This is a genomic window from Halorubrum sodomense (genome assembly GCF_900111935.1).
In the GTDB taxonomy this organism is placed as follows: Archaea; Halobacteriota; Halobacteria; order Halobacteriales; family Haloferacaceae; genus Halorubrum; species Halorubrum sodomense.
Map to the genome: position 1 here is coordinate 74,340 of NZ_FOYN01000005.1, position 22,518 is coordinate 96,857.

A 22,518-nucleotide genomic window follows, 5' to 3' on the forward strand; every position below is an offset into this window, starting at 1 on the left:
TCCTCAAACAGAGAGCCCATCCGCTAACATCTCAAACAGCGGCTCTTCTATCGGCCAGAGAAGGCCGAAGAAAAACAAGTCGAGAATTAGGAACCCAACAAACAGCGCCCCGAGAAGACCGAATATGACTCTCATGTCAAAGAGACAGAATTGATGGCACAAATAATTTATCGCCTGTGTGGGTGGCAACGCGAAATTGAACCGGAGTTGAGGGCGTGGTAACGTCTAAGACGAGTTTGGGATTCTCTATACAGAAACCCAAACTCGCACCTCCCTTCCCCTGAACCGTTTATAAACCAACTACCTCGAAACATCCCGAACAATGGAAACCCAAACTCAGGACAAAGCGACCGTCTGGCTCAAGCCGGAGCAGGTTGACAAGATGCGTTCCGCGACCGTCGAAGCGAGCGCGCCGTACCTCGTCGCTCGTAACGACGCGCTAATCGCGACGCTCTACGATTCCGGGCTTCGCGTCGCGGAGGCCGTCGCGCTCGACGTGGCCGACCACGTCGACCTCGACGACGGCGTTCTCGCGCTCCCGGCCGACATCCAGAAGGACTATCCGACCGACCGCACGCCGAGCTACACCGAGATCGAGCTGGCCGACGAGACCGTCCGGACGCTCCGGACGTACCTCGCCGGTCGCTGGAAGGAGGCCGCGGCCCTGTGGCCGTCACGACAGTCCGACCGGATGACGACCGAGTCCGTTCGGAACGTCGTTCGAGAGGCCGCCGTCGGCGCCGACGTGCGACCGATAACGGTCACCGGGCGAGGCGACCCGGAGGACGTGACGCCGCACACGCTCCGGCACAGCGTCGCCTACCGGATGCTCAACGTCGAAGAGGGCCACACCTTCTACGACGTGCGGAACCGGCTCAGGCACGCGACGATCCAAACCACCGAGCGAGTCTACGACCACATCGACCGAGTCTGAAGGTCTCCTCTTCACAATTTATTCAGTTATTAATTGAGCAATAATAACTATACTGCGGCCGTGTGACGTTTCGGTATGGTCTCAACCGACCTACCGACGCAAGAAGAGTTCGAAGAGGCACAGGACGCGCTCGACAACGATGATCCGGAGCTGGCGCCGCACTTCGCCTACTGGCACCACGTCGACGAGTTCGACGAGTACAGCACCTTCATGGCCTACGTCGCGGCGAAGAAAGCGAGCCGGAGCGCGCAATCGGCCTCTGCCGCCGAGTCGGCGTTGGACGGCTACGAGAGCGCCGCGAAGGGGCTGCTGCTCGGTATCGGTGCCGCGGCTCTCATCGAGGCGGTGATCGGTGATGCGCGTCTCTGAAGCCGGCGCCGCCCTCGCGCTCCAGCCGGAGGACGAGGGCGAGCGGACCGCACTCTCGCGGCTCCGCGAGATCTACCGCCGAGCGACCGCGTACCGCCTGCCGTGTCCGTTCTGGGACGACGAGCCGGGCCGGTACTGTGACCTCAACCCGACCGGTGCCGACGCCCTGGTGCTTCGCGACGGGATGGGCTCCGACGCCGTCGACGGCGAGGCTGCCGAAGGGGCGCGCGTCGACGATGGGGAACACTGCCCGGCGCTCGCGTTCGACCCGACCGGCGCGGACATCGTGGAGGGCTGTGCGTGACGGAGATCGTCGAATTCGGCACCCGAGCCGACGCCAACGCGGTGCGCGACGACCACGCCGACCACCTCACCGGCCGGTTCGACCGACGGTTCGCGAAGGTCGAGCTCGCCGACGACATCCCGGACGACGTCGAGGCCGAGATCCGCGGCGTCGCCGCCGACGGCCGCGCCGACCGAGAGGGAGGCGCCGGGCACGTCGAACTAACGGACGGCGAGAAGCGTCGCGTCGGCCCGTTCACCGGGTCGAACAACTACCGGAAGGCGACCGCGGTCAAGGCCGCGTTTCTCGACGCGGGGATCGACGACTGGGAGGCGCACTACGACCCGGAACTCACCGCCGACGAGAACACCGGTCGGATCGAGGAGGTGCGCCAGCAGCAGACGGGCGCCGACGTGAGCGACGGGCCGACCGAACAGGAACGCCTCCAGAAAGAAGCGGACGCGGCGCAGCGCGTCGACGGCGAGGGATGTGACCACGCCCGGAACATGTGCCAGCACGGCAACCCGGACGCCTGCGAGCATCTCGCCGAGGACTGCGGCGCCGACGAGACCGAGATCTCGTCTCTCCTCGACTTCGCCGAGGCGGTCCCCTACAAGCACCTCGACGGGGAGACGAAAGGCGCCCTCTCGCGTTCGTGGCGCGGCTACAAAACCAGCGTCCGCCGGCTCGCGGGCCTCCTGGACGAGGTACAGCGCGAGTTCCGGAACGCGGAGCGTGCCGCCGCCGCGATCGACGCGATCGAGGAGGGGATCAGCGACGCCGACACGGAGCGGTTCGAGGCCCTAGAAGGCCACCACCGGACGCTGTTGAACCTCTACGGGAGCCACGACGACCGGCTCCACGGCCAGCCGGGGCGCGGCCGCGACCCGACCGACGCCGACCTCGCCGAGCGCGCGCCGGACCGGCCCGCGGTCCCGGAGCGACCGGACGCACTGGGTGGGTCCGCGGGCAGCGACGACACGAGCGAGCAGCTTCTTCGCGACGATCGCCACGTCGACGACCCGGACCCCGACGACGGACTCGGCCGGTTCGGCGTCGAGCCCGAGGAGGGCCGCGACGGCCCCTCAGAAGAGCATCGCCGGGCACAGAACCGCGGATACGCCCGGAGCGGCTCTCGCGGCTTCGACGAGGGCGCCAGCGCCCGCGACGGGCTCGGACAGTTCGCCGCGACGGGCGGCGAGGAGACGTTAGACAACTACGAGGAGACCGATGCCTGAACTCGCCTGTAAGATCGATGGGTGCGACTACGAGGGGACGCCGCAGGGGCTCCGGTCGCACCTCCACGGACGGAAGGACGACGACCACGTCGAGGCCGCGGCCGACCGGCGCCATCACGACTGGTACCCGAGCGCCTACGGCCTCGACGACGAGGGTACCGCGGTCGAAGGGGGTGACGAGGGAGCCGAGAGCCCCTCCGAAGGCGCCGATCCGGCCCCCTCTGAAGAGGGTACCGGCGAAGGGGGCGGAGATACCCTCGATCCCGACCCCTCTGAAGGGGGTCCCGAATCGCCCGACGAGGCGGACGAATACGCCGCGCAGTGGGAGGGCGCAGATACCCCCACCGAGACCCCCTCCGAAGGCGCCGATCCGGACCCCTCCGAGGAGGGTACCGACGGAGAGGGCGACGATACCCCCGATCCGGACCCCGCTGAAGAGAGTGGCATGGGGCTCGGCACGGCCCTCGTGCTGGGTACCGGCGCCCTCGCGGTCGCGGTGTTGCTCCGCGGACGGGGGTCGGACCCCACTGAATCGCCCGACGCGACCAACCCCACCGATACCCAAAACGAGGGCGGAAGTGGGGGGTCGGGATGGGACCAGAGCGGGGGGTCGACCCCCATCGACGGCACCGACACGGACGACATGGAGTTCACGCCGACCGAAACATGACTGACGACCCCACCAACGACGACGCCGACCCGGACGAATCGCCCGAGGACGAAGCCCCCGACAAGCCCGACGAGGCTCCCTCCGAAGGGGGCGACGAGGGGGACGAGCGACCCCCGATCGACGACGAGGAGCGGGCCGACGTGGACCTCGCGGCGATCTCCGAGGAGATCAACGAGGAAGAAGGGGACGAAGACCCCGCCGAAGAGGGGTCAGAATCGTCCGACGAGACCAACCCCGATGATACCCAAACCGAAGGGGGTGAGAAGGGGGGCGAGACCCCCTCAGAAGGGGGGTCGTGGGGCGAGATGTATGTCGAGTCGCTCTCGGTGCTTCTGCCGGAGGTCGCCGGAGAGATGCGCGACGAAGACGACGCCGAGGCGATGTCCTCCGAGGAGGTCGCGGCGCTCGCGACCGAGCCGCCCGTGGAACTCGATCAGAAGTTCGACGCGGTCGTTTCGGACATGGGGATGGAAGAGATGAGCGACAAGCAGGCGCTCCTCCTCTCGACCGCGATCGTCTGCGGCACCGTGCTGCTGAAGGACGGGGACGTGGCCGGGAAGCTCGTCGGCGCCGCCTCCGAGGAGGTGAGCGCGTGATGCTGGGGCTCCAGAAGCAGGCGATGAAGCGGATGATGTCGAACCCCGCGGAGAACGAGCAGATCCGGGCCTACGCCGGGATCCTCGCCGGGCTCGAACGCGACCAGCGCGAGCAGATGCGACAGCACGCCGAGAATCTCGGCGTCGACCCGGACGAGGTCGGTCTCGCCGAGCCGCCGGACCCCGAGGAGCGCGTGGCGGAACTCGCCGATGCGGTCGGTGCGCACGTCGTCGGCGACGCGTGGGGACTCTACGTCGACCACCTCGCGCCGGACGAGCTGGAGAACACCGACCGGGCGGGAGAGTTCGCGGGCGTCGACGCCGACGGATGGAACGCCCAGATCGAGGAGTGGGCGGCGACGTTCCGGGACCGAGCCGGGAACGCCGTTGCGGACCGCTCCGACCGCGACCTCGCCGATGTCCACGTTCGCGAGACGTTCGGCGTCGGCCTCGACACCTTCGAGTCGGAGGTCGTGGAGTTCGAGCCGGGACGCGTCTTTCAGGAGGTAGTTGCGGGGCCGATCGAGACGCACACGGACGCGCTCGCGGCCCTTGACCGGGAGGTGTAGCAGATGCACATGCTCGTAAGCGCGGTCTCGGGCTGGGGGAAAGGCTGGCTGGCGCACGCTCTCGCCGAGAAGAACATCAAGGGCGACACCTACGACCGCGTCGTCGTGCTGGACACGTCCGACGAGTTCCGCGGCCTAGTGAGCAAGGAGACCGGGCCGGGGCTCGCGTCGCACTGGTTCGCCGGCCCTCGCGAGCGGGACCACTTCGACCCCGACGTGTGGGGAGACATGATCGACCGGAACGAGGCGCTCGTCGTCGGTCGCCACGTCGACAAAGACGACTGGCAGGATGTCGCTCGCGATGTGATCCTCGCGTGCCGTCGGTCCGATCACGACGTGCTGGTCGTCATCGACGAGGCGCACGGGATCGCCCCGGAGCGCGAGGGGTACCCCGACGAGATACAGGCGCTCGCGACGGACGGCCGGACCGAGGGTGGCTCGGCCACCTCGTCGATCTGGGTCACTCAACGCCTCGCGCAGCTCTGTAAGAAGGTCGTCGGGAACTGTACCGCACGGTTCCTCGGTGCCTATCAGTCCGGTAACGACCTCAACGCGGTGAAGGACGTGCTGGAGTACCCGAAGGAGGCGCACAACACGGGCGGCCAGTCGGTCCCGGCGCTCCCGGAGAAGCTACACGCCCCCAACGAAGGCGCGATCTCCGTCCGTAAGTGGGTCGAGGAGGGATCGGACGGCGAGCCGCAGACGGTCAACTCCGAGTGGATCTACTCGGACGACTCCGGGAAGATCGAGCGCGTCGAGTCGAACCGCTACGAGCCGGAGTGCGACCACGTCGGCGCCGAGGGGAAACGCATCGAGGTGGGACTGTGACCCGGCCCAGTGAAGAGCTAGCGCTATACGGAGAGACAGCAGACAGCTTCCGAGATTTAAAAGAGGAGATTGAGGAGGTTCGAGGACATGAGGTAGCTAGGGCTCGCGTTGTGGAGGATCTGTTGTTGCTTTATCGGCAGCACGGACTCCCCTACGATGATCCAAGAAAGAGATAGCTTCCAATTAGTGATCTATGTGTGATAAGATATATTTATTTTAATATTGAAACATGCTTCAGATGGTGAGTCACAAGATACTATGGCCGTATTAAACAGGGTACAAAGAATGCTTCTTTTGCTATTCAGCATACTAACCGTCTTCCTGTGGGCGGCGATAATATTCAATTATATTAGAGCCAACAATTTCGGGAGCATTGTAGCGAGTATCTCTGTTGGTTTAATTTTTAGCCTAAGTAGTTTTGTTTCCTCACGGGGACTGGATTGGGACTTACTAACAAAATCTTATAGAAAATTGAATTATGATGTTATTTTTGCCCCAGGTGATAAAATCACCTCACACTGGGCCGTTAGTCGTCTACTCCATCTACTTTTTTTCTCTACAGTCATATTACTACTAGCGGATAATTCCGTAATTAGTGGTCAAAATTGGCTGATTGCGTTAACAACAGCAACAACAATTGTCACAATAGAGGTGGTACTGGAATTTATTACTTCAAAAGACAATCGTGATGTCGAAATAGTGGCACCATACAGCTATACGTATGCTGGCGTCTCCAAAAGACCGCGTACTTTGGGCGAGATCCAACAATCAGGTGAAGAATCCCAAACAGAAAGTACGGTGAAATCCAATCTAGTTGAGTTAGAAAAGAGTGGGCATATTGAGTCCAAAAAAGTCTCTGGAGAGAAAGTCTGGTGGATAAAACAATAGCTGTAATTCATATACAGTTCCCTAATCCATTTAAATCCAAAGTAACAAGTACTTGTTAAAATTTATAAAAATGATCATAGCTCACTGATACTCAACTTCTTTCAATTTTCTGGGGCGGCCTATCACAAACGGACCCCGTTTCGCTCCGCTCGCATGGCCTACGACGTAACGGCTGGCTTCGACAAGCTGGCTGATCAGCAGTTCATGATGGACGCCGGCGCGGTCGGCGGCGGCGTCCTCGCAGGAGAATCGCTCGGATACCTCGCTGGCGGACGCGAGGTCGCCGGCTTCAACGTCCCCTCGGAACTCGGCGGCGTCGCCGTGATCGCCGGCGCCGAATACGCGCCGATGATCGACGGGCGGACGAAGCGACACGCGCAGGTCGGCGGCGGCGTCGCGATCATCCTCTCCCTGATGGAGCGTTTCGGTGTTCGCGACTCCCTGAATGAGGTGTTCGCCTGATGGCGGACATCTACATTTCGAACGGCTCGGAGTCTGACATCGTCGTTCAGCACACGAACGCGGCCGGGATCGAGCGGGCGACGCCGATCCTCGAAATCGACCCGGAACGCGGGACCTTCGTCCGTCTTCTGAACCGTGTGGCGCGGGGCGAAGAGATCGGGATCCCGGTCTACTTCAAGCTCCGCGACTCGAACGGCGACCCGCTCCCGACGAACACGCTCGTCAAGTTCGAGCTGGAGCGCGCCGGCGGCGACGACCAGTACAAGGTGAGCGAGGAGGTCAAGCAGATCAGCTTCTGGAACTCCAACGACATCACCACGCAGCGCGACGTCGACAACATCGACAACGCGAAGGTGACGCTGGAGTACCCGGAGGCCGCCAGCGAGGACGGCGCGGCGCCGTTCCACGACGTTCGCGACGTGGACTCGTTCTACGTCTCGGTCGAGTCGGCCGCCGAAGTCGACTGGTCGCGGTCGGAGTTCTACTTCGACACGGCCGCCATCGAGGAGGGTTCGCGGTAGATGTCCGACGTGATGGACCGGCTGGCGGACGCGAACGTTCGGAACACGACGCTCGCGCCGCGCCAGTTCGAAACGTCGACCAACTCGCAGGGGTCGCTCTCGGACATCGCGGCGCTCGTCGCCGACACCGCGCTCGCGCTCCGGACCGGGCGCAGCAACCCGCTCCGGATCGCGATCCCGGCGTACCAGTCGTTCACGACGGCGGGCGACGGGAGCGATCAGACGTTCCAGGTCACCCACGACCTCACCGAGTGCCCGGACACGCAGGACGTGGTGGTCTGGTTCGACGACGCCTATCAGGGGTCGCCGAAGTCGGTCAACCACGACACCGACGAGTTCACCGTTTCGGGGCCGGGGTCGGCGGTCACCGTTCACGCCTACTACATCGCCGGAGACGCGGCGTCCTTCGATATTCGGAAGAAGACGCCATCGGCGAAGACCACGAACTCCGAGAAGCTCTACGAGGTCAACCTCGGGCTGCTCCACGACGCGAACCAGTCCGAGCAACCGGAGTTCCTCGAGCTCAACGAGTCGAAGCTCCAGCGGTTCCTCGCGAGCGACATGGAGCTGACCGCGCGACTGAAGGCACCGTACCAGATCCGTTGGACGGACCCGGACGGGGACGGCACGGAGCCGACGAACGCGCTCCTTCAGGTGCCCGCCCAGAAGTCCAACGGCGAGATCAGCGGGCTCACGTCGGCCATCAGCGCCGACATGGGCCGGTAGCGAGGGCTGTTTCATGTCCGATTTTTCGACGACAGTCAACGGCGATCCGTGGCAGAGCCCGTCCATCAGCGACGGCCCTGTGACTACGATGGGGAACAGCACGGCTCAAACGACCGGTCTGGAGACCAGCACCGAGGTGGTAAACATCGAGTCCCCGATCGCGGCGTGGCTTGAAGACTCGAAGTGGTCACGCGAGGATCTGCGACTGCTCACGGACATCATCGGCGCGATCGGGACGCTCGGGTTCCTCTACCTCGCCCTCAACGGGGTGAATGCCTGATGGGGTCGACCTGTAACACGGAGGTCGAGAACCTCGACGACACCGAGATCAAGCGCCTCAAGCAAGAGGTGCTGGGGGACGAAAACGATGAATAGCGTCCCCGAACCGGCCGAGAACGACCGGCCGCTCAACCAGCCCGAGACGGTCACGCTCGATCCCGGCGACCGGGCGACGGTCACCTACGAGGCGCAACAGCGGACGGGCGGCGGGTTCGTCCTGCCGACACTCGCGATCTCGAAGCACCCCGAGAGCATCTACAAGGCGACGGTCGACGACTCCGAGGTGATCTACCCGGAGTCGGCGGTCCCGCCGACGGACATCGACGACAAGGCGATCACGTTCGCCCCGGCCTACTCGTTCAGCCGGTCGCTCACCTGCGAGGTCACGAACCTCAGCGACGCGCGACGCCGGTACACGGTACAGCCGATCGGCTTCGAGCGGACCGGAGGAGGAGAATAATGGGACTTGACACCAACACGGAGGTTCAACAGATTCGGAAGGTACAGAACGAGCAGGGCGAGCAGGTCTCCCCAGCCACGGAGAACCAGCAGAAGGAGATCGCCGACCGGGTAGGAAACCACGACGGTCTCACGCAGTTCACGTACTCGACCGGCTCGACCTCGGCCGAGGCGCTGCCGTCGAACGCGGTGCCTGACGGTGTTGAGGTGCTGGTGGAGTGGAAGGAGACCAACGCCGGCAACGTCTACGTAGGCGACAGCGACACGCAGGAGGCGGCACTTACCGGCGTCGGAGACGGCCGCACGTTCCGCGTGTCGGATACCTCGGTGATCCACGTTCGGACGCCGACCGCTGGCGACGCCGTGGTTGTGACGTTCGAGGTGGACGGATGACGGGGATTAACAGCGGCGGCGGCGGCGGGTACGACTACGTAGAGGCCGCCTATCCGTCCGATCCGGATGAAGGCGAGAGCCTATATCACACCGATGAGAACCGCGCGTTCGTCTACAACGGCAGCGCATGGGTCGAGCAGACGGTTACGGACCACTCCCAACTGTCGGGAGTCGGCCCGGACACGCACCACCCGCAAGACCACGGAAACGAGGACCATACGGCGACGTTCGAGACCGAGAGCGGGGCGCAGAGCCGCGTCGACGACCACGCCGTCGACGCAGACGCCCATCACGCAAAGACTACCAGCTCGTCGGAACTGACGGACGTTAGCCCGGACAGCGATGCCTCGGCGCATCATGGCCGGTACACGGACAGCGAGGCGGCGAACGCGGCGCCCGTCGATGACGTGAACGGTCAAACCGGCTCTGTGAGTATCTCATACTCGGCAGACCAAACCGGATACAACAACGTCACGAGCAGCAGATCGCTCGATACAAGCTACACAAATAACACCGGAAACCCTCTTATCGTCGCTGTCGAGGTCGGTCCTGACGGGAATTGTTCTGAGTTTGATGTCGGTCTTAACACAGGGGGAACATACAATATCGACATATTCGGCCTGAATCTATCGAGCGGTACGATAGACGAGTTCAGTAACTTCGGGGTGTCTGGTATCATCCCGCCCGGTGCGAGTTACACCGTGTCGGCCAACGCAAACGGAGCCAACCCCCAGCTTTACCGCTGGAACGAATCGGAATTAAAGATATCATGACGTACACACAACCTATCACCGGCGGCGGATCGGGCGGTATGACCAGTACGGACACCGACGACAGCGACGGCTCCGGATCGTTCTGGGATCAGGACGTGGAGACTTCGCAGGGAGACGACGCCGACCCGTCCGACGCCGGAGTGACGGACAACACGCCGGAGGACGACGACAGCGGCGGCTACACGCCGCCGTCGAACTACTCCAGCAACGACGGGTACGTCGGTGACGATAACGACTGGGACGGCAGCGACAGCGACACATCGGATGACGACGGCACCAGCAGCGGCTACGTCTCGATCACGAACGACGGGACCGACTCGACCGTAAACGACGCCGACGCGAGCGACGGCAGCGACGGCAGCACGACGTGGGGCGACGACTCGGACGGAAGCGACGGGAGCGACTCGTGGGATGTCGACACCAGCACGGACGACGACGGCGACGACTGGGAGGACAGCGGGTCGGGAGGCGGCTACGTCTCGATCACGAACGACGGCACCGACTCCACGGTCAACGACACCGATCCGGTACAGGGGGACGACGCCAGCGACAGCGAGGATGCGGCGTCGGACGGCATCTGGGGCGAAGGCGACGGCTCCGCGCCGGACAACTCGGACGAGTCGAACAGCGTCGACGTGGGAGAGCAGATCGACGCCGCGCTCGCCGAGCAGCGCGCCGCCTACGAGGCGCAGATGGCGTCGCTGATGGAGTCCATGCCCGTGCCCGACCAACTCGGCGGCGCCGACTCCGGCGGCGGCCTCTCGCCCGTTCTCGGGGGGACCGCCCTGCTCCTCGCCGGGGCCGGCGCCCTCTACGTCGGAGGGGGCGACTGATGCCCGGAGCGCAGGGCGTTCAGATCGAGGATGTCGATCTGCCGGATTCGCTGGGTCCGGGTGACTCCGCGACGGCGCGGATCGACATGACGAACACGAGCAACTTCATCAACCCGTGGAACGCCAACCGCTGTAACGAGGGCAACAACTACGGGCTGCTCGTCGAGGGCGTGCTGGTCGGCCCGGACGGTGAGGAGTTCGTCGGCGATACCGTCTGCGCGAAGCAGCACGACATCGTCGCCTCCTACGAGGCCACGTCCGAGGTGACCTTCGAAGCGCCCGAGAGGGACGGCACGCACCGATACGACGCGTTCGTTCGGATGGCCGAGACGGGCGAGGAGTCGAGCCGGCTGTCGGAGTCGGTCGACGTCTACGGCGACAGCGGGGACGCGCCCGAGGAGGCGCCGGACGACGCGGGTGAGGGGCCCGGTTCGGACGATCTCGCGTGGCCGACTGGCGGAGAAAGCGGCGTTCAGACCCGGATTCAAGCTGCCGCCGCGATCGCGCTGCTGTTCGGCGGGATGTATGTCGCCGGACAGCTCTTCGACATCCAGCTCGGGGGTGGTGCCTGACGTGACCCCGACCGTTCAGTACGTGATCGCAGTTGCGGCCGCGATTACGGCAACTGCGGCCGTCGGGACGCTGGGGATCGCGGTCTCCATGTGGCGCAACCAGAAACGGATACTGCGGACGGTCTTCGGCGCGGAGCAAAACGAGGCGTGGAACGGGCTCATGGAAATGGTTCTTCGGCATCGCGAGGTGCTGGAGGAGGAGGGTCACCTGTGATCGACGCTGCCGTAGAGTGGGCGGTCGCTCCCGGTCCGCCGAACTGGATGTTCGCGCTGGCGCTGCTCACCCATCCGAAGGTGTGGTCCGGTGAGGCTGTGCGAGCCGTCCGGAATCGTCTCGGTGACGGTCCGGCAGGTGACGGAGATCCCGCCGACGGGGAGGTTCAGGCGTGAGGCTCTTCGACCCCGAGAAGGAGCCGGACGGGGACGCGCTGGCGCCGCACCACTTCTACGTGGGCGTCGCGCTGTCGCTGTTCGGTTTCGCGTCGATCTGGCCGTACTACCCGGCGACGGGCGCGGGCTTCGCGTTCATCGGCCTGCTCGTCGCGCTCGACGACGTGATCGAGCACATGACGCCGTACCCGACGCCGCTCGATCAGGTGTGGAAGCGGATCGTGTACCCAATCGTGGAGAAGATTGAGGCGCAGACTCGATCGTAATCTAGGTGCTCTGATATTTCAACGAGGCTACTGTTCTTCCGGTGATTTCTCTGTTGAACTATCGTCCAAGTCAATCAGGTAATCTGGATCTGGCTTTTTAATTGGCACCAACCAATCTGTATTCTCGTCATCATACTTCGGTGGTGTGTTGTAGATGTTCCGCTGATCGCCCTCCAATACACCAATTTCTTCTAATATTTCATATGCCGAGTCGGTGAACCCTCTGGGGTCGTATTCAAATTCAATGTCACCCCGCTCATACAGGTAGTCCGCCTTCTCGTACTCTGCTAAGTAAATCCAAGGAGCGGACTCGGCTGGAACCACCGTAGGGAACCGATTAAAGATTGCTGACCCGAAAAAGAACACCAGTTGACCTAATAATAAGACTCCCCCAATTAATTGGAGACTCGCCTGTATGGCGCTTCCGGCGAGGATCGCTGTCGTTAGTAACGCTGTTCCAACGAGTGTGACTTTTGACGGCCAAGTGACGGCAAAACGGCCAATTCGGTAAAGCACGATTGCGAATTTTCCGGCCAGTGATTGGTTAGCGAACCAGCTAGTAGAATATTCCAGCTTCCTGAACAAATCGTCTAACGTTTTTGGAGGTCTTCCCGGTTTCTTTTTAAATGTGAACAGGATACGGTACCAGCGAACGACTCCGGAGTCTTTTGGACTACCTTCTGCTCCCTCAATACCGTAGATGCTCCGGCTTTCACCGTGTGTAATAATAGCACCTAAGAATGTGAGTCCGAGCAAGAGAGGGAAATTACTCGCGCTGAATACACGACTCAAGACAGGTACTGGTAAATCAACAGGAAATCCGATTTCTCTATTGATGTAGAGAAGGCTAAAGACTGGCAGATAAAATCCGCCGTATCTTATGTCCGCAGGGTTCGGAATACTTGCCATCCTTTTCTAGATGACCTAATCGAATGGACATAAAATCTGTCCCGTCAAGGATCTCACAATCCGAGAACAGCCGCATCAAGATCCTCGCGCTCGGACACCGTAGGTCGATTTACGATCGGTATTTCGATTAGCTCAGACTCAGACGAATGCCTGCGTCCGCTCCTCGGTGTGCTCGCTAACGACCTCGTCGACGCCCTCCCGGTCGACCATCGCCGCGTGTAGCGCTTCGGCGGTCGTCATCAGCTCACTCATATCGTCGGCCTCCTCGATCCCTTCCTCCCACGCTTCACGTTCACCGGGACGGAAGATTCCGTGATCGTCGAGAGCGGCGACCAATTCACGCAGATCCTCGCGATAGGCGGATTGGAGAGACATGTTTCACTTTTACTCAGCGCCCATGGCTTATGTCTTTATTTAAAAACCCGCTCCGTCCATGTGTGCCGCCAAGTAGGACGCAGCAGACGATGGTGGAGCAGCGCGCGAAGGAGCTGGAAGATTTCCGGCGGATGCTCCGGCCGGAGGCGGAGCAGGCGTTCGGCGAGGTGCTTGGGATGATGGGCGCCAACGCCGGCGCTGCGGATTACCTGGAGCCGGCGTCACCGCGGCGAGGGATGGACCTCTCGCTGTACATCGAGGCCGAGCTGGAGCGGCAGCGATTACAGCAGGAGGTGGCGGACTTGGAGGCCGAGATCGAGCAAATCAAAAAATACCTCGCCGGTGAAGCTGCCGTGAGGGAGTAAACGACCCGCTTCGGAATTATTATCAATCTGTCTTTTCTTTGAATGATTTAATTAGCAATATGACCGGATCTCAAATGCTATTCCCACTACTACAATTCGTAGCCTTAGTTGCTCCTGCGATCGCGATTCTGATGCAAGTCCTCGAAGAGAAAGATGGTAGGACTTCGTTTGCTCTCAGTTTACTGGAAGTAGCACTATTAGCGATGATTTTTGGGAGTCTTATCCTTCTTGTCGAGTTGCTGGGAACAATAGAGAATACATTGACTGTGGGTAGTGTTCTGCTTATAAATGGGTCTCTACTACTGGCTGCCGTAGCAGTAGCTTGGAACTCTCTGAATCTTTCAGAGAAATTCAGCGGCACGACCGGCACTTCTCCAAACTTCAGAACCGTTACTGTTCAAATACTTGAAATTGGACTGGTCCTCTCACTTGTGATTACAATGAACATTCTTGGATTCTTTGTCTTCGCAGAGTACCTACCATGGTTGGTCAATGTTGGTCCGATATTCTCCAGTGAAATAATTGATCCCTCTCTCTATTATTCGATTATATTTGTGTTTCTCACCCTTAGAGTAGTTGTATACTTAGCAAATGTAGGCAAGATCCCAGTTTCAGATTTACAAGATAGCGTTTCGGAATCATTAGGATACGCAGTAGCATTTATAGTCCTGTTTCCAGCTTTAGGATTCGGTCTATTCGCTATTTTTCAGCTTCTCATTCATAACCCTTGGATTACCGTAGCAAGGGGTAACGATGTGTTTATATTACCACATCTGTGGGCCCTCTTTGTTCTGGTTGCTCTATTTGCTGGGAACATGGATGATGAAGAAGACGAAGAAGACCAAGACGGCGGAAATAGTGAAAGCGGATCGTGAGAGATAGGTTATTCAAACTGTGACCTAACGTACTCAGGCAACGAACGAGCAGCAAATACTGGCGTAAACTCTGACGCCAATCGTCTCCTCATCTCCGGTCGAGAGATCTCTGAATCTCCACTGATAACATCTTCCTGTCTAGCAATTACCCGAAGGGGTTCAATCAGGGAGGCTTCTGTCACTCTCTGTTTGGTCTCTCCTGTCCTGACATCCTTGGCCCAGAGCGACCAACGAATTCCGTCAGTCCCGATCGCTACGAGATATCTCTGATCTCTGCTCTTCAGGTACTTCGAGAAAGTGTTTGATTTGACGTAGGCCTTGATATCCTCAGTAGCCTTCTCAACCGCTGTTCCAGGCCTTTCTCTGTTAGCAGCCTTTGCCTCAAGGATACAGACGATGTCTTCAGACAGGTTCCTGAGTCGGTAGTCCGGACGGTTTCCCTCAATCTTCCGAAAGGTAGTTGGCCGCCGAACGAAGTGAGGTCCTTCGCCGTCGTATTTCTCTGAGATTGGGTTCAGATAACCCAAACTGTGGAGTAGAGGTTCAATTAGGTACTGTTCGGTGAAATCTTCCGGCGCCTGGTGAATTTTGGGACCTGAGAGTTTTGAGGGAGAGTTGAGAACATCTTCTAACTCACCGCCCTCACCCAGCTCCTTGAATTTTCTCGGGAACACCTGTAACTGCTGGCAGACTCTTTCAGCGATGACTGGATGGGCTCCCAAGGCAGCGTTTTCCGACGTTTCGTTCATCTATCCGCTATCTGCTTCAACAGCCTCTGAGACTAGTTCCGTGTCCTCGGCGGCTAGGCTCATCAACCCCCGAATTACCTGTCCACGCGAGACGTTCATCGGAATCTTCCCCTCGATCTGTGCCTTCTTGATTGTCCGGTCGAACTCGTCTACGCTTTCGGTTGAAGCGCGAACGCTGATATTCTTCTTACCGTCTTGGCCGTCTCCCGACTCCATACTATCCTCAAGGAAATAAGTGATTGAATAACCCCGGCACAATAGCACTCTGCTTGTGTGCTTAACAAGCACAAGATTTAAGCACAGTAGTGATTAAGTGATTCAACGCATGGCGCTGTCAGTCAATGTGACCGTCAACATGCCGATGGAGATGGTCGACGACGTGACCGAACAGGCCGATGAACACGGAATGAGCCGTGCTGAGTACATCCGCTACCTGATCCGGCAGGCCGACGACTCGCCGTTCGCGGTGCCGGAGCAGTCGCTCAGCTCGGCGGACGGCGAATCGAAGAAGGGCCCCGCGTGATGACCCCGACCAAAGAGACACCCTCAGGGCCCGTCGAAGACAACGCGAGCGACCGTAAAAAGCGTGCGGAGCGCGCCGCCACGCGCAGCGTGCCCGACGTGCGGAGACGCGACGACGCGGTGACTCGCCTCGTTAAGCTCCGCACCGCACACGGAACGAGAACGGTCGAGACCGCGGTCTCCCCGCTCGCGACCGACTCCGCCGCCGTCGACCTCGCACGGCGCCGCGAGGAGATCCCGCCGAGAGAGTTCAGAACCGGCGAGGTGGTCGCGTAGTGGCGGACCTCGAACCGATCGAGCCGTCGAAAGCGGTCGACCTGTATCTGCGAGGCCGCGACGACATCAGCGAAAACACCCGCGAGTCCCAGCTCTACGACCTCCGCGCCTTCGTGGCGTGGACCGACGAGGTGGGCCTCACGAACATGAACGAGCTGTCCGGCCGCGACCTCTACGAGTTCCGCGTCTGGCGACGCGACGGCGGCTACTCCGGCGAGGAGATCGAGACCGTCACGCTCCGGGGAACGCTCGCGACGGTGCGCGCGTTCCTCCGGTTCTGCGTGACGATCGACGCCGTCGAAGACGAACTCTGGGACAAGCTCCCGCTCCCGGTCGCCGGCCGCGACGAGCAGGTGAGCGACAGCACGCTCGACCCGGATCGCGCCGTCGCGATTCTGGAATACCTGGACAAGTACAACTACGCCAGCCGCCAGCACGTCATCCTGCTGCTGCTGTGGCACACCGGGTGCCGGTCGGGCGCGATACGCGGCCTCGATCTCGGCGACCTCGACCTCGACGGAACCCGAGCCCGCGGCGAGGGGCCGGCGGTCCACTTCGTCCACCGACCGGACACCGGCACACCCCTCAAGAACAAGGGGCCCGGTACGCGGTGGAACGCGATCAGTCAGGAGGTGGCGACGGTCCTTCGCGACTACATCGACGGTCCACGGAAGGAAGCGACCGACGAACACGGCCGGCGGCCGCTCCTGTCGACAAGGCAGGGGCGCATCAGTTCGTCGTCGATCAGGAGTACGCTGTACCGCGTGACGCGGCCCTGCTGGCGCGGCGAGGCGTGCCCCCACGACGAAGACCCGGACACCTGCGAGTTCACGGAGGCCGGCCACATGAGCCGCTGTCCGTCCGCACGCTCGCCCCACGACGTGCGGAGTGGCAGAGTCACGGCGTATCGGCGATCGAACGTGAAGCGCGACCTCGTCGAGGACCGACTCAACGCGAGCGACGACGTTCTCGACAAGCACTACGATCGGCGCAGCGAGCGCGAGAAAGCGGCGCAGCGACGGAGGTACTTCGACATATGAATCGACAAGCACTACGACGCTCGGCGACGGGTAGCGACAGCAGAGATCATGCGTTCGGGGAGGGCGGACTTCCTTTTCAGCCGGTTTGTAGTGGCTGGAGATCGGCTTGTCCCCCGTCCTCGTGAGCGAAGCGAACGAGGGCTCGGAAGTCGCGCGCAGCGTAGCGAGCACGTCTTTCGGAGTTCAATTCGGGGAGGGCGGACTGACACTCAGCAACCGCTCGCTATCGCTCGCGGTTGCTGACCGAGTTTCTTACCAGTGGCGAAGCGCCGAAGCGTTGATTTCAACCGGCGCACACCGTGCGCGTGCCGATGTCGTTTCCGTCGACCATCGACTGGGACGCCCACTGGGAGGCGACGGACCGGGACGAGTTAGACGAGATGCGCGTCGCCGGCGAGCGGATGGTCAACCGACTGGAGCGGCTCTTCGACGGGTTCCCCGCGTCGCTGGCCGACGTCGGCTGCGGTCCGGCGTTCATGCTGTTCGAGGCCGCCCGCCGTCACCCGGACACGACCCTGTTCGGATACGATGCGGCCGCGTCCGTCGTTCGACGGAACCGATCGATCGCCGACGAGCGCGGGGCCGACGCCCTGCGGTTCGAGACGGCGCGGCTCCCGGAGTTGGACGTCGACCGCCGGTTCGAGTGCGTCACGTGCATCGCCACGCTCCACTACGTCGCGGACGTCCGGTCGGCCCTCGACGCGCTGTACTCACGGGTTACGCCCGGCGGGCGCCTGATCTTCAACTACCCGAACCGCCGCACCAGACGGGCGTACTTGGAGGACCCGGACATCGATCCCGAGCGATTCGAGCTCGTGCTCGACGGCGAGAACCTCCTCACCTACGAGGCGATCGAGGACGCCCTCTCTCGGAGGCCCCGGAGCTTCTGGAAGGCGGTCGACGAGGACGACTGGCGCTCGATCGGTCGGGCCAACCCCTGCGTGATCGTCGACAAGCCCGAGGGCTGATCCCGGTCGAGCGCGAGGCGGACGACACCACCACCCGATTTTTCACGACTCCCGGCGACGAGCGGGTATGAGCCTTCGCTGGCGGTCGATCGCCGTCGTCCTCCTCGTCGTGTTCACCGGCTGCGCCGGCGCGCCGGTCCCGGACGTCGGCACCGACTCGCCGCCCGCCGACCTCGACTCGCCGCCCGACAATCCCAACGGCGTCGATCCGAACGATCCTGACGACACCGCCTGGACCGGCGCCGTCGTCCGCGTCGTCGACGGCGACACGATGGAAGTCGAGTTCCCGAACGGCGAGGTCGACACCGTCCGGCTGCTCGGCGTGGACACGCCCGAGACGAGCGCGGGGTCGACGGCTCCCGGCGAGTTCGAGGGCATCCCGGACACGGACGCCGGCCGGGCGCACCTCCGGGCGTGGGGCGACGAGGCGTCGGCGTTCGCGGCGTCGGAGCTCGCCGGCGAGGCGGTCACGGTCGTGACCGGCGGCGACCGCCGGGGGAGCTACGGGCGCCTGCTCGCGGTGCTGTACGTCGACGGCGAGGACTTCAACGAACGCCTGCTCACGGAGGGGTACGCGCGGCTGTACGACACCGAGTTCGCGCTGCGCGACGCGTACGCAGCGGCCGAGGCGGACGCGATGGAGCGCGGGGCGGGGCTCTGGGCGTTCGACGAGTCGGACTACCCCACCGAGCCGAGCGAGGTCGACGACGCGGACCTCCCGCCGCTGCCGCCCGACGGCGACTACGACTGCGGCGACTTCGACACGCGGGCGGAGGCGAACGCGGTCCTCGACCGGTCGCCGGGCGACCCGCACGCCCTCGACGCCGACGGCGACGGCGATGCCTGCGAGTCGTTCCGCCGGTTCGGGGTCGAAACGGGCGCTTCCCCTGCGTCGGCGTAACACACTTAAGAGCGCGCTCGGTACGGTGTCGTAGTGGCATCCCGACAGGGCGGGTCGGGGGACGCGGAGCCCCTCGGGCCCGGATCGACGGAGCGTCGGACCGCTTCCACGACCGCCGCCGCGAGCCGAGAGGACGACGTGCGGCCTCGGTCGCCGCCGGAGTCGCCGGCGCGCCGCCGCGAGCGGGCCGGCCGACCCGACCGACCCACGGACTATCGGTCGGTCGATTCCGCCAACGGCGGAGAGGCGTCCGCCCGAACGCCGGAGGACCCTCCGGTACGCGACCCCTCCCTCTACGCGCTCACCGACCACTTCCGCGAGCGGCTCGAACAGCCGGGTCGGTACGTCTCGACGCGCACCGTGAGCGACGCGATCCGGAGCGGACAGCTCCGGTGGAACAACACCGACGGCTGGCGGTTCGCCCTCGTCGAGGGCGGCGTCCGCTTCGTCGTCGTCGTGAGCGACACGGAGACGAACTCCCCGGTCGTCGTCACCGGGTGGACCGAGGTCGCGGACCGCGAGGCCGCCCTCGAGGCGTCCCGGTGGGACGGGGTCGACGTCGACACCATCGCCGTGCGGGCCGCCCTGAGCGAGTCGGCCTCGACGCCGATTCCGGACCGGATCCGACCTCGGGCCGTGACCCGCCCGTTCGAGGTGGGCGCTCACCGCCTCGAAACCGCTCCCGGCGACCCCTTCGTGCGCTGTACCGACTGCGGCTGTCGGTTCCGCTCGAAGGAGGGGATCACCTCGCGACGGTGTCGGCAGCGGTCGCCGGGACGATAGCAGGCGGCTCTGTTTCCAAGCAATTCCCGGGTGTTCACGCGATTCGCGAACGGCTCGGCTGTGCGGCGGCGCGTGCCTGCGAGCGGTCGCTCCGACGACCGCGAGACGGCACGCGCGAGGAAGTGGTGAGCGCTCCGAGAGCGCGAACCGCGAGGCTGGGGAGGCGTGAGGTGCGGTGCGGTTGCGGTCGAGTGGGACTTCGGCGGCGTTCACCGTCGATTCGTCAGAAGCCACTCATAAACGAACGGTTGAGACTTCAGAGGTGTTCTCCGCGATGGCGAGAGTGGTTACGTATAAACAGCAGCTGAATTTCCGAAGTCGATCCAGCCAGATCGGTGACGACGCGGCCGCTCGGGCCGCCGTCGGACGAGCGAACTCGCCCTGGCCCAGTTATTTATAAATAACACACCTGCCCGCCGTTTCGGAGGCGGCGTCGACTCGGCCGGACCCGTTCACAATCCGATGATGTCGTCGAGTTCGACGTCGCTCACGCGGCCGCCGCACACCGCGCACTCCGCCACGTCACGGGGACCGGCCCCGCCTTCCATGTGAAGGTTGCCGCACTCGGTACACACTTCGAATTCAGCGTCGAGCATGGGGGCGGGGGTTTTTCGAATCCGCCGTATATGTCTTGTGTCGGAGACGGCTGACTGTGCCGGGGGCGGTCGACCGCCGGGGCGTCGACCAGTGACGCTATCCATTTCCGCGTCGCGGCCGAAGCGGCGGTGATGACCGACGACACCGGCGACGACGCCGGCGATGACTCCGGAGGCGACGCTCCCGACGACGACGCGACGCCCGACCCCGACAGCTCCGACGACGATCTCTCCTTAGACCGCTTCCACGAGGCGCTCGAAGCCGAGGAGCGCCCGGTCGCGACCGCGAGCGAGGTCGCCCGGCGACTCGGCACGACGCAGGCCGCGGCCCGCGACGCGCTCGCCGCGCTCGTCGACCGCGGCGACGTGGACCGGCTCGACGTCGAGGCCGACCCCGTCGTCTTCTACCCGCGCGACTGGGGCGCGCTGGCGAGCCGCGAGCGCGTCGTGGCCTTCCCGAAGCGCCGCGAGATCGTCGTCGACCGCCCGACGCAGTACACCCGGGCGCGGCTCTCGCAGTTCGCGCAGCTCGTCGACACCACCGGCACCGAGCCGGGGACCCGCGGGTACCTCTACCGGATCCGGCAGGAGGACGTGTGGGCCGCGCCGTTCGACGACGCCGGCGCGCTCGTCGACGCGCTCCGCTCGGTGCTGCCGCGGCGGTTCGAGCACCTCGAGGAGTGGGTGCGCGACCAGTGGCGCCGCGCGCACCGGTTCCGGCTGTACACCCACGCGGACGGCTACGTGGTGCTCGAGGCCGCCTCGGAGAACCTGATGGGCAACGTCGCCGACCAGCACCTCGACGACGACCACCTCCGCGCGCCCATCTCGGACACCGAGGCGTGGGTCAACGAGGACGCCGTCGCCGCGGTGAAGCGCGCGCTCTACGACGCGGGCTACCCCGTCGAGGACGACCGCGACCTTGAGACCGGCGACCCGGTCGAGATCGACCTCACCACCGACCTCCGCGAGTACCAGGCGACCTGGGTCGAGACGTTCCTCGACCGCAAGTCGGGCGTGTACGTCGGGCCGCCCGGGTCCGGCAAGACCGTCGCCGCGATCGCGACGATCGCGGGCGTGGGCGGCGAGACCCTCATCCTGGTCCCCTCCCGCGAACTCGCTGACCAGTGGCGCGAGGAACTGCTCGACCACTCCACGATAGACCCCGCGGACGTCGGACTGTATCACGGGGGCACGAAGGACGTCCGCCCCGTCACGATCGCGACCTACCAGATCGCCGGGATGGACCGCCACCGGAGCCTCTTCGACTCCCGAGAGTGGGGACTGATCTGCTTCGACGAGGTGCACCACGTCACCGCTCCCGTCTACTCTCGGACGGCCGAGTTCCAGAGCCGACACCGGCTCGGGCTCTCCGCGACGCCCGTCAGCGAGACCGGGAGCGAGGAAGACGTCTACACTCTGATCGGCCAGCCGATCGGCGCCGACTGGGATTCCCTCTTCGAGGCGGGCTTCGTCCAGGAGCCGGAAGTGGAGATCCGCTACGTCCCGTGGCGCGACGAGACGGCCCGCAACGAGTACGCCGCCGCGGACGGCCGGGAGCGCAGACGGCTCGCGGCCGAGAACCCCGCGAAGGTCGAGGAGATCCGCTACCTGCTCGCCGCCCACCGCGAGAAGAAGGCGCTCGTCTTCGTCGAGTACCTCGACCACGGCGACGCGATCGCCGACGCGCTCGAGGCCCCCTTCATCAGCGGCGAGACGCCCCACCACGAGCGGGCGGAGCTGTTCCGCCGGTTCCGGGCCGAGGACAGCAGCACTGACGGTACCGACGGCGACGGCCTCGACGTCCTCGTCGTCTCCCGGGTCGGCGACGAGGGGATCGACCTCCCGAACGCCGAGCTCGCCGTCGTCGCGAGCGGGCTGGGCGGGTCCCGCCGACAGGGATCGCAGCGCGCCGGTCGCACGATGCGGCCGACCGGCTCGGCGCTCGTCTACGTCCTCGCGACGCGCGGGTCGAGCGAGGAGGAGTTCGCCCAGCGCCAGATGCGCCACCTCGGTCGGAAGGGCGTCCGCGTCCGCGAGACGAACGTGGCGGAGTAGCCCGCGACGCGGTGCCCTCGGCCCGCGGCGTGAGTCGACCCGGGTCGCCCGG

36 protein-coding genes are annotated in these 22,518 nt (G+C 63.6%); 30 read left to right on the forward strand and 6 right to left on the reverse strand.

Annotation, left to right across the window (positions count from 1 at the left end; translation table 11 throughout):
• Positions 1-3: 3 nt before the first annotated feature.
• Complete coding sequence (locus BM286_RS15940) at positions 4-135, reverse strand: hypothetical protein (protein WP_281245281.1); 132 nt, start codon at positions 133-135, stop codon at positions 4-6.
• Between the two features lie 187 nt (positions 136-322).
• Between BM286_RS15940 and BM286_RS14545 the strand changes: the two genes are divergently transcribed.
• The 21 genes from BM286_RS14545 to BM286_RS14635 all read left to right on the forward strand — a co-directional run bounded on the left by BM286_RS14545 (position 323) and on the right by BM286_RS14635 (position 12,049).
• Complete coding sequence (locus BM286_RS14545) at positions 323-934, forward strand: tyrosine-type recombinase/integrase (protein ID WP_092924103.1); 612 nt, start codon at positions 323-325, stop codon at positions 932-934.
• Between the two features lie 75 nt (positions 935-1,009).
• Positions 1,010-1,303 (forward strand): hypothetical protein, encoded by a 294-nt coding sequence (locus BM286_RS14550; RefSeq protein WP_092924106.1) that lies wholly within the window; start codon positions 1,010-1,012, stop codon positions 1,301-1,303.
• On the forward strand, positions 1,290-1,607 hold the full coding sequence (locus BM286_RS14555; protein ID WP_092924109.1) for a hypothetical protein: 318 nt from the start codon (positions 1,290-1,292) through the stop codon (positions 1,605-1,607). Before BM286_RS14550 ends, BM286_RS14555 begins: the two co-directional genes overlap by 14 nt.
• On the forward strand, positions 1,604-2,824 hold the full coding sequence (locus BM286_RS14560; protein ID WP_092924112.1) for a hypothetical protein: 1,221 nt from the start codon (positions 1,604-1,606) through the stop codon (positions 2,822-2,824). Before BM286_RS14555 ends, BM286_RS14560 begins: the two co-directional genes overlap by 4 nt.
• Entirely contained in the window at positions 2,817-3,494 is a 678-nt protein-coding gene (locus BM286_RS14565; RefSeq protein ID WP_092924115.1) for a hypothetical protein, read from the forward strand. Before BM286_RS14560 ends, BM286_RS14565 begins: the two co-directional genes overlap by 8 nt.
• Positions 3,491-4,090 (forward strand): hypothetical protein, encoded by a 600-nt coding sequence (locus BM286_RS14570; protein WP_092924118.1) that lies wholly within the window; start codon positions 3,491-3,493, stop codon positions 4,088-4,090. Before BM286_RS14565 ends, BM286_RS14570 begins: the two co-directional genes overlap by 4 nt.
• Positions 4,090-4,659: a hypothetical protein gene (locus tag BM286_RS14575; protein WP_092924121.1), complete on the forward strand. Its 570-nt coding sequence runs from the start codon at positions 4,090-4,092 to the stop codon at positions 4,657-4,659. The genes BM286_RS14570 and BM286_RS14575 overlap by 1 nt, the downstream gene beginning before the upstream one ends.
• 3 nt (positions 4,660-4,662) lie before the next feature.
• Complete coding sequence (locus BM286_RS14580; protein ID WP_143103896.1) at positions 4,663-5,487, forward strand: ATP-binding protein; 825 nt, start codon at positions 4,663-4,665, stop codon at positions 5,485-5,487.
• Between the two features lie 222 nt (positions 5,488-5,709).
• Positions 5,710-6,375: a hypothetical protein gene (locus BM286_RS15330; RefSeq protein WP_143103897.1), complete on the forward strand. Its 666-nt coding sequence runs from the start codon at positions 5,710-5,712 to the stop codon at positions 6,373-6,375.
• A 153-nt stretch (positions 6,376-6,528) separates the two neighbouring features.
• Complete coding sequence (locus BM286_RS14585; protein WP_092924127.1) at positions 6,529-6,837, forward strand: hypothetical protein; 309 nt, start codon at positions 6,529-6,531, stop codon at positions 6,835-6,837.
• Positions 6,837-7,358 carry a hypothetical protein gene (locus tag BM286_RS14590; RefSeq protein WP_092924130.1) on the forward strand — a complete coding sequence of 174 codons (522 nt, stop codon included), beginning with the start codon at positions 6,837-6,839 and terminating at the stop codon, positions 7,356-7,358. Before BM286_RS14585 ends, BM286_RS14590 begins: the two co-directional genes overlap by 1 nt.
• Positions 7,359-8,084, forward strand: coding sequence for a hypothetical protein (locus BM286_RS14595; RefSeq protein ID WP_092924133.1), 726 nt, complete (start codon positions 7,359-7,361; stop codon positions 8,082-8,084).
• 13 nt (positions 8,085-8,097) lie between these two features.
• Entirely contained in the window at positions 8,098-8,364 is a 267-nt protein-coding gene (locus tag BM286_RS14600; protein WP_092924136.1) for a hypothetical protein, read from the forward strand.
• Positions 8,365-8,451: 87 nt separating this feature from the next.
• A complete protein-coding gene (locus tag BM286_RS14605; protein WP_092924139.1) occupies positions 8,452-8,823 on the forward strand; it encodes a hypothetical protein in 372 nt (123 codons plus the stop codon).
• A complete protein-coding gene (locus BM286_RS14610; RefSeq protein ID WP_092924142.1) occupies positions 8,823-9,215 on the forward strand; it encodes a hypothetical protein in 393 nt (130 codons plus the stop codon). The genes BM286_RS14605 and BM286_RS14610 overlap by 1 nt, the downstream gene beginning before the upstream one ends.
• A complete protein-coding gene (locus BM286_RS14615; protein ID WP_092924145.1) occupies positions 9,212-9,988 on the forward strand; it encodes a hypothetical protein in 777 nt (258 codons plus the stop codon). Before BM286_RS14610 ends, BM286_RS14615 begins: the two co-directional genes overlap by 4 nt.
• A gap of 38 nt (positions 9,989-10,026) precedes the next feature.
• A complete protein-coding gene (locus BM286_RS14620; RefSeq protein ID WP_143103898.1) occupies positions 10,027-10,821 on the forward strand; it encodes a hypothetical protein in 795 nt (264 codons plus the stop codon).
• A complete protein-coding gene (locus tag BM286_RS14625; protein ID WP_092924151.1) occupies positions 10,821-11,393 on the forward strand; it encodes a hypothetical protein in 573 nt (190 codons plus the stop codon). Before BM286_RS14620 ends, BM286_RS14625 begins: the two co-directional genes overlap by 1 nt.
• Position 11,394: 1 nt before the next feature.
• On the forward strand, positions 11,395-11,607 hold the full coding sequence (locus BM286_RS14630; protein WP_092924156.1) for a hypothetical protein: 213 nt from the start codon (positions 11,395-11,397) through the stop codon (positions 11,605-11,607).
• The gene (locus BM286_RS15335; protein WP_143103899.1) at positions 11,604-11,783 is read left to right on the forward strand and encodes a hypothetical protein; all 180 of its coding nucleotides are present in this window, start codon (positions 11,604-11,606) and stop codon (positions 11,781-11,783) included. The genes BM286_RS14630 and BM286_RS15335 overlap by 4 nt, the downstream gene beginning before the upstream one ends.
• On the forward strand, positions 11,780-12,049 hold the full coding sequence (locus BM286_RS14635; protein WP_245779368.1) for a hypothetical protein: 270 nt from the start codon (positions 11,780-11,782) through the stop codon (positions 12,047-12,049). Before BM286_RS15335 ends, BM286_RS14635 begins: the two co-directional genes overlap by 4 nt.
• 27 nt (positions 12,050-12,076) lie before the next feature.
• Here BM286_RS14635 and BM286_RS15340 read toward each other — a convergent pair whose 3' ends face one another.
• Both BM286_RS15340 and BM286_RS14640 read right to left on the reverse strand, forming a co-directional pair.
• On the reverse strand, positions 12,077-12,958 hold the full coding sequence (locus BM286_RS15340) for a hypothetical protein (protein ID WP_143103900.1): 882 nt from the start codon (positions 12,956-12,958) through the stop codon (positions 12,077-12,079).
• Between the two features lie 138 nt (positions 12,959-13,096).
• Entirely contained in the window at positions 13,097-13,333 is a 237-nt protein-coding gene (locus BM286_RS14640) for a hypothetical protein (RefSeq protein ID WP_092924159.1), read from the reverse strand.
• A 62-nt stretch (positions 13,334-13,395) separates the two neighbouring features.
• On the opposite strand from BM286_RS14640, the gene BM286_RS14645 reads away from it, so the two are divergent.
• Both BM286_RS14645 and BM286_RS15345 read left to right on the forward strand, forming a co-directional pair.
• Positions 13,396-13,698, forward strand: coding sequence for a hypothetical protein (locus BM286_RS14645; protein ID WP_245779369.1), 303 nt, complete (start codon positions 13,396-13,398; stop codon positions 13,696-13,698).
• Positions 13,699-13,772: 74 nt separating this feature from the next.
• Entirely contained in the window at positions 13,773-14,573 is an 801-nt protein-coding gene (locus tag BM286_RS15345) for a hypothetical protein (protein WP_143103901.1), read from the forward strand.
• Positions 14,574-14,581: 8 nt separating this feature from the next.
• Here the strand turns inward: BM286_RS15345 and BM286_RS15350 are convergent, their stop codons facing one another.
• Both BM286_RS15350 and BM286_RS14650 read right to left on the reverse strand, forming a co-directional pair.
• Positions 14,582-15,322 carry a hypothetical protein gene (locus tag BM286_RS15350; RefSeq protein ID WP_143103902.1) on the reverse strand — a complete coding sequence of 247 codons (741 nt, stop codon included), beginning with the start codon at positions 15,320-15,322 and terminating at the stop codon, positions 14,582-14,584.
• Entirely contained in the window at positions 15,323-15,538 is a 216-nt protein-coding gene (locus BM286_RS14650; RefSeq protein ID WP_092924162.1) for a hypothetical protein, read from the reverse strand. It abuts the gene before it with no gap.
• A 109-nt stretch (positions 15,539-15,647) separates the two neighbouring features.
• Here BM286_RS14650 and BM286_RS14655 point away from each other — a divergent pair, with 109 nt between their 5' ends.
• The 6 genes from BM286_RS14655 (at position 15,648) to BM286_RS14680 (ending at position 19,812) form a co-directional block, all read left to right on the forward strand.
• On the forward strand, positions 15,648-15,845 hold the full coding sequence (locus BM286_RS14655; protein ID WP_092924164.1) for a ribbon-helix-helix domain-containing protein: 198 nt from the start codon (positions 15,648-15,650) through the stop codon (positions 15,843-15,845).
• A 119-nt stretch (positions 15,846-15,964) separates the two neighbouring features.
• Positions 15,965-16,120, forward strand: a complete 156-nt coding sequence (locus tag BM286_RS15715) for a hypothetical protein (protein WP_167603429.1) — start codon at positions 15,965-15,967, stop codon at positions 16,118-16,120.
• Complete coding sequence (locus tag BM286_RS14665; protein ID WP_092924170.1) at positions 16,120-17,160, forward strand: tyrosine-type recombinase/integrase; 1,041 nt, start codon at positions 16,120-16,122, stop codon at positions 17,158-17,160. The genes BM286_RS15715 and BM286_RS14665 overlap by 1 nt, the downstream gene beginning before the upstream one ends.
• Before the next feature lie 311 nt (positions 17,161-17,471).
• A complete protein-coding gene (locus tag BM286_RS14670; RefSeq protein WP_092924173.1) occupies positions 17,472-18,128 on the forward strand; it encodes a class I SAM-dependent methyltransferase in 657 nt (218 codons plus the stop codon).
• Between the two features lie 67 nt (positions 18,129-18,195).
• A complete protein-coding gene (locus BM286_RS14675; RefSeq protein ID WP_092924176.1) occupies positions 18,196-19,029 on the forward strand; it encodes a thermonuclease family protein in 834 nt (277 codons plus the stop codon).
• Positions 19,030-19,062: 33 nt separating this feature from the next.
• Complete coding sequence (locus BM286_RS14680) at positions 19,063-19,812, forward strand: hypothetical protein (RefSeq protein WP_092924179.1); 750 nt, start codon at positions 19,063-19,065, stop codon at positions 19,810-19,812.
• 452 nt (positions 19,813-20,264) lie between these two features.
• On the opposite strand, the gene BM286_RS15720 is transcribed toward BM286_RS14680, so the two are convergent.
• On the reverse strand, positions 20,265-20,408 hold the full coding sequence (locus tag BM286_RS15720) for a hypothetical protein (protein WP_004598452.1): 144 nt from the start codon (positions 20,406-20,408) through the stop codon (positions 20,265-20,267).
• Positions 20,409-20,540: 132 nt separating this feature from the next.
• Here BM286_RS15720 and BM286_RS14685 point away from each other — a divergent pair, with 132 nt between their 5' ends.
• Positions 20,541-22,466 (forward strand): DEAD/DEAH box helicase, encoded by a 1,926-nt coding sequence (locus tag BM286_RS14685; RefSeq protein WP_092924182.1) that lies wholly within the window; start codon positions 20,541-20,543, stop codon positions 22,464-22,466.
• The last annotated feature ends 52 nt before the right edge of the window (positions 22,467-22,518 follow it).

What these genes read in the sequence shown, in the direction of transcription:
- BM286_RS15345 (WP_143103901.1), top strand. Translation starts at nt 13,773, where the DNA reads ATGCTATTCCCACTACTACAATTCGTAGCCTTAGTTGCTCCTGCGATC.
- BM286_RS14575 (WP_092924121.1), top strand. Translation starts at nt 4,090, where the DNA reads ATGCTGGGGCTCCAGAAGCAGGCGATGAAGCGGATGATGTCGAACCCC.
- BM286_RS14590 (WP_092924130.1), top strand. Translation starts at nt 6,837, where the DNA reads ATGGCGGACATCTACATTTCGAACGGCTCGGAGTCTGACATCGTCGTT.
- BM286_RS14565 (WP_092924115.1), top strand. Translation starts at nt 2,817, where the DNA reads ATGCCTGAACTCGCCTGTAAGATCGATGGGTGCGACTACGAGGGGACG.
- BM286_RS14605 (WP_092924139.1), top strand. Translation starts at nt 8,452, where the DNA reads ATGAATAGCGTCCCCGAACCGGCCGAGAACGACCGGCCGCTCAACCAG.
- BM286_RS15340 (WP_143103900.1), bottom strand. Translation starts at nt 12,958, where the DNA reads ATGGCAAGTATTCCGAACCCTGCGGACATAAGATACGGCGGATTTTAT.
- BM286_RS14555 (WP_092924109.1), top strand. Translation starts at nt 1,290, where the DNA reads ATGCGCGTCTCTGAAGCCGGCGCCGCCCTCGCGCTCCAGCCGGAGGAC.
- BM286_RS14640 (WP_092924159.1), bottom strand. Translation starts at nt 13,333, where the DNA reads ATGTCTCTCCAATCCGCCTATCGCGAGGATCTGCGTGAATTGGTCGCC.
- BM286_RS14615 (WP_092924145.1), top strand. Translation starts at nt 9,212, where the DNA reads ATGACGGGGATTAACAGCGGCGGCGGCGGCGGGTACGACTACGTAGAG.
- BM286_RS14595 (WP_092924133.1), top strand. Translation starts at nt 7,359, where the DNA reads ATGTCCGACGTGATGGACCGGCTGGCGGACGCGAACGTTCGGAACACG.
- BM286_RS14625 (WP_092924151.1), top strand. Translation starts at nt 10,821, where the DNA reads ATGCCCGGAGCGCAGGGCGTTCAGATCGAGGATGTCGATCTGCCGGAT.
- BM286_RS15350 (WP_143103902.1), bottom strand. Translation starts at nt 15,322, where the DNA reads ATGAACGAAACGTCGGAAAACGCTGCCTTGGGAGCCCATCCAGTCATC.
- BM286_RS14600 (WP_092924136.1), top strand. Translation starts at nt 8,098, where the DNA reads ATGTCCGATTTTTCGACGACAGTCAACGGCGATCCGTGGCAGAGCCCG.
- BM286_RS14650 (WP_092924162.1), bottom strand. Translation starts at nt 15,538, where the DNA reads ATGGAGTCGGGAGACGGCCAAGACGGTAAGAAGAATATCAGCGTTCGC.
- BM286_RS14655 (WP_092924164.1), top strand. Translation starts at nt 15,648, where the DNA reads ATGGCGCTGTCAGTCAATGTGACCGTCAACATGCCGATGGAGATGGTC.
- BM286_RS14670 (WP_092924173.1), top strand. Translation starts at nt 17,472, where the DNA reads ATGTCGTTTCCGTCGACCATCGACTGGGACGCCCACTGGGAGGCGACG.
- BM286_RS15720 (WP_004598452.1), bottom strand. Translation starts at nt 20,408, where the DNA reads ATGCTCGACGCTGAATTCGAAGTGTGTACCGAGTGCGGCAACCTTCAC.
- BM286_RS14580 (WP_143103896.1), top strand. Translation starts at nt 4,663, where the DNA reads ATGCACATGCTCGTAAGCGCGGTCTCGGGCTGGGGGAAAGGCTGGCTG.
- BM286_RS14550 (WP_092924106.1), top strand. Translation starts at nt 1,010, where the DNA reads ATGGTCTCAACCGACCTACCGACGCAAGAAGAGTTCGAAGAGGCACAG.
- BM286_RS14620 (WP_143103898.1), top strand. Translation starts at nt 10,027, where the DNA reads ATGACCAGTACGGACACCGACGACAGCGACGGCTCCGGATCGTTCTGG.
- BM286_RS14610 (WP_092924142.1), top strand. Translation starts at nt 8,823, where the DNA reads ATGGGACTTGACACCAACACGGAGGTTCAACAGATTCGGAAGGTACAG.
- BM286_RS14545 (WP_092924103.1), top strand. Translation starts at nt 323, where the DNA reads ATGGAAACCCAAACTCAGGACAAAGCGACCGTCTGGCTCAAGCCGGAG.
- BM286_RS15940 (WP_281245281.1), bottom strand. Translation starts at nt 135, where the DNA reads ATGAGAGTCATATTCGGTCTTCTCGGGGCGCTGTTTGTTGGGTTCCTA.
- BM286_RS14685 (WP_092924182.1), top strand. Translation starts at nt 20,541, where the DNA reads ATGACCGACGACACCGGCGACGACGCCGGCGATGACTCCGGAGGCGAC.
- BM286_RS14675 (WP_092924176.1), top strand. Translation starts at nt 18,196, where the DNA reads ATGAGCCTTCGCTGGCGGTCGATCGCCGTCGTCCTCCTCGTCGTGTTC.
- BM286_RS14585 (WP_092924127.1), top strand. Translation starts at nt 6,529, where the DNA reads ATGGCCTACGACGTAACGGCTGGCTTCGACAAGCTGGCTGATCAGCAG.
- BM286_RS14570 (WP_092924118.1), top strand. Translation starts at nt 3,491, where the DNA reads ATGACTGACGACCCCACCAACGACGACGCCGACCCGGACGAATCGCCC.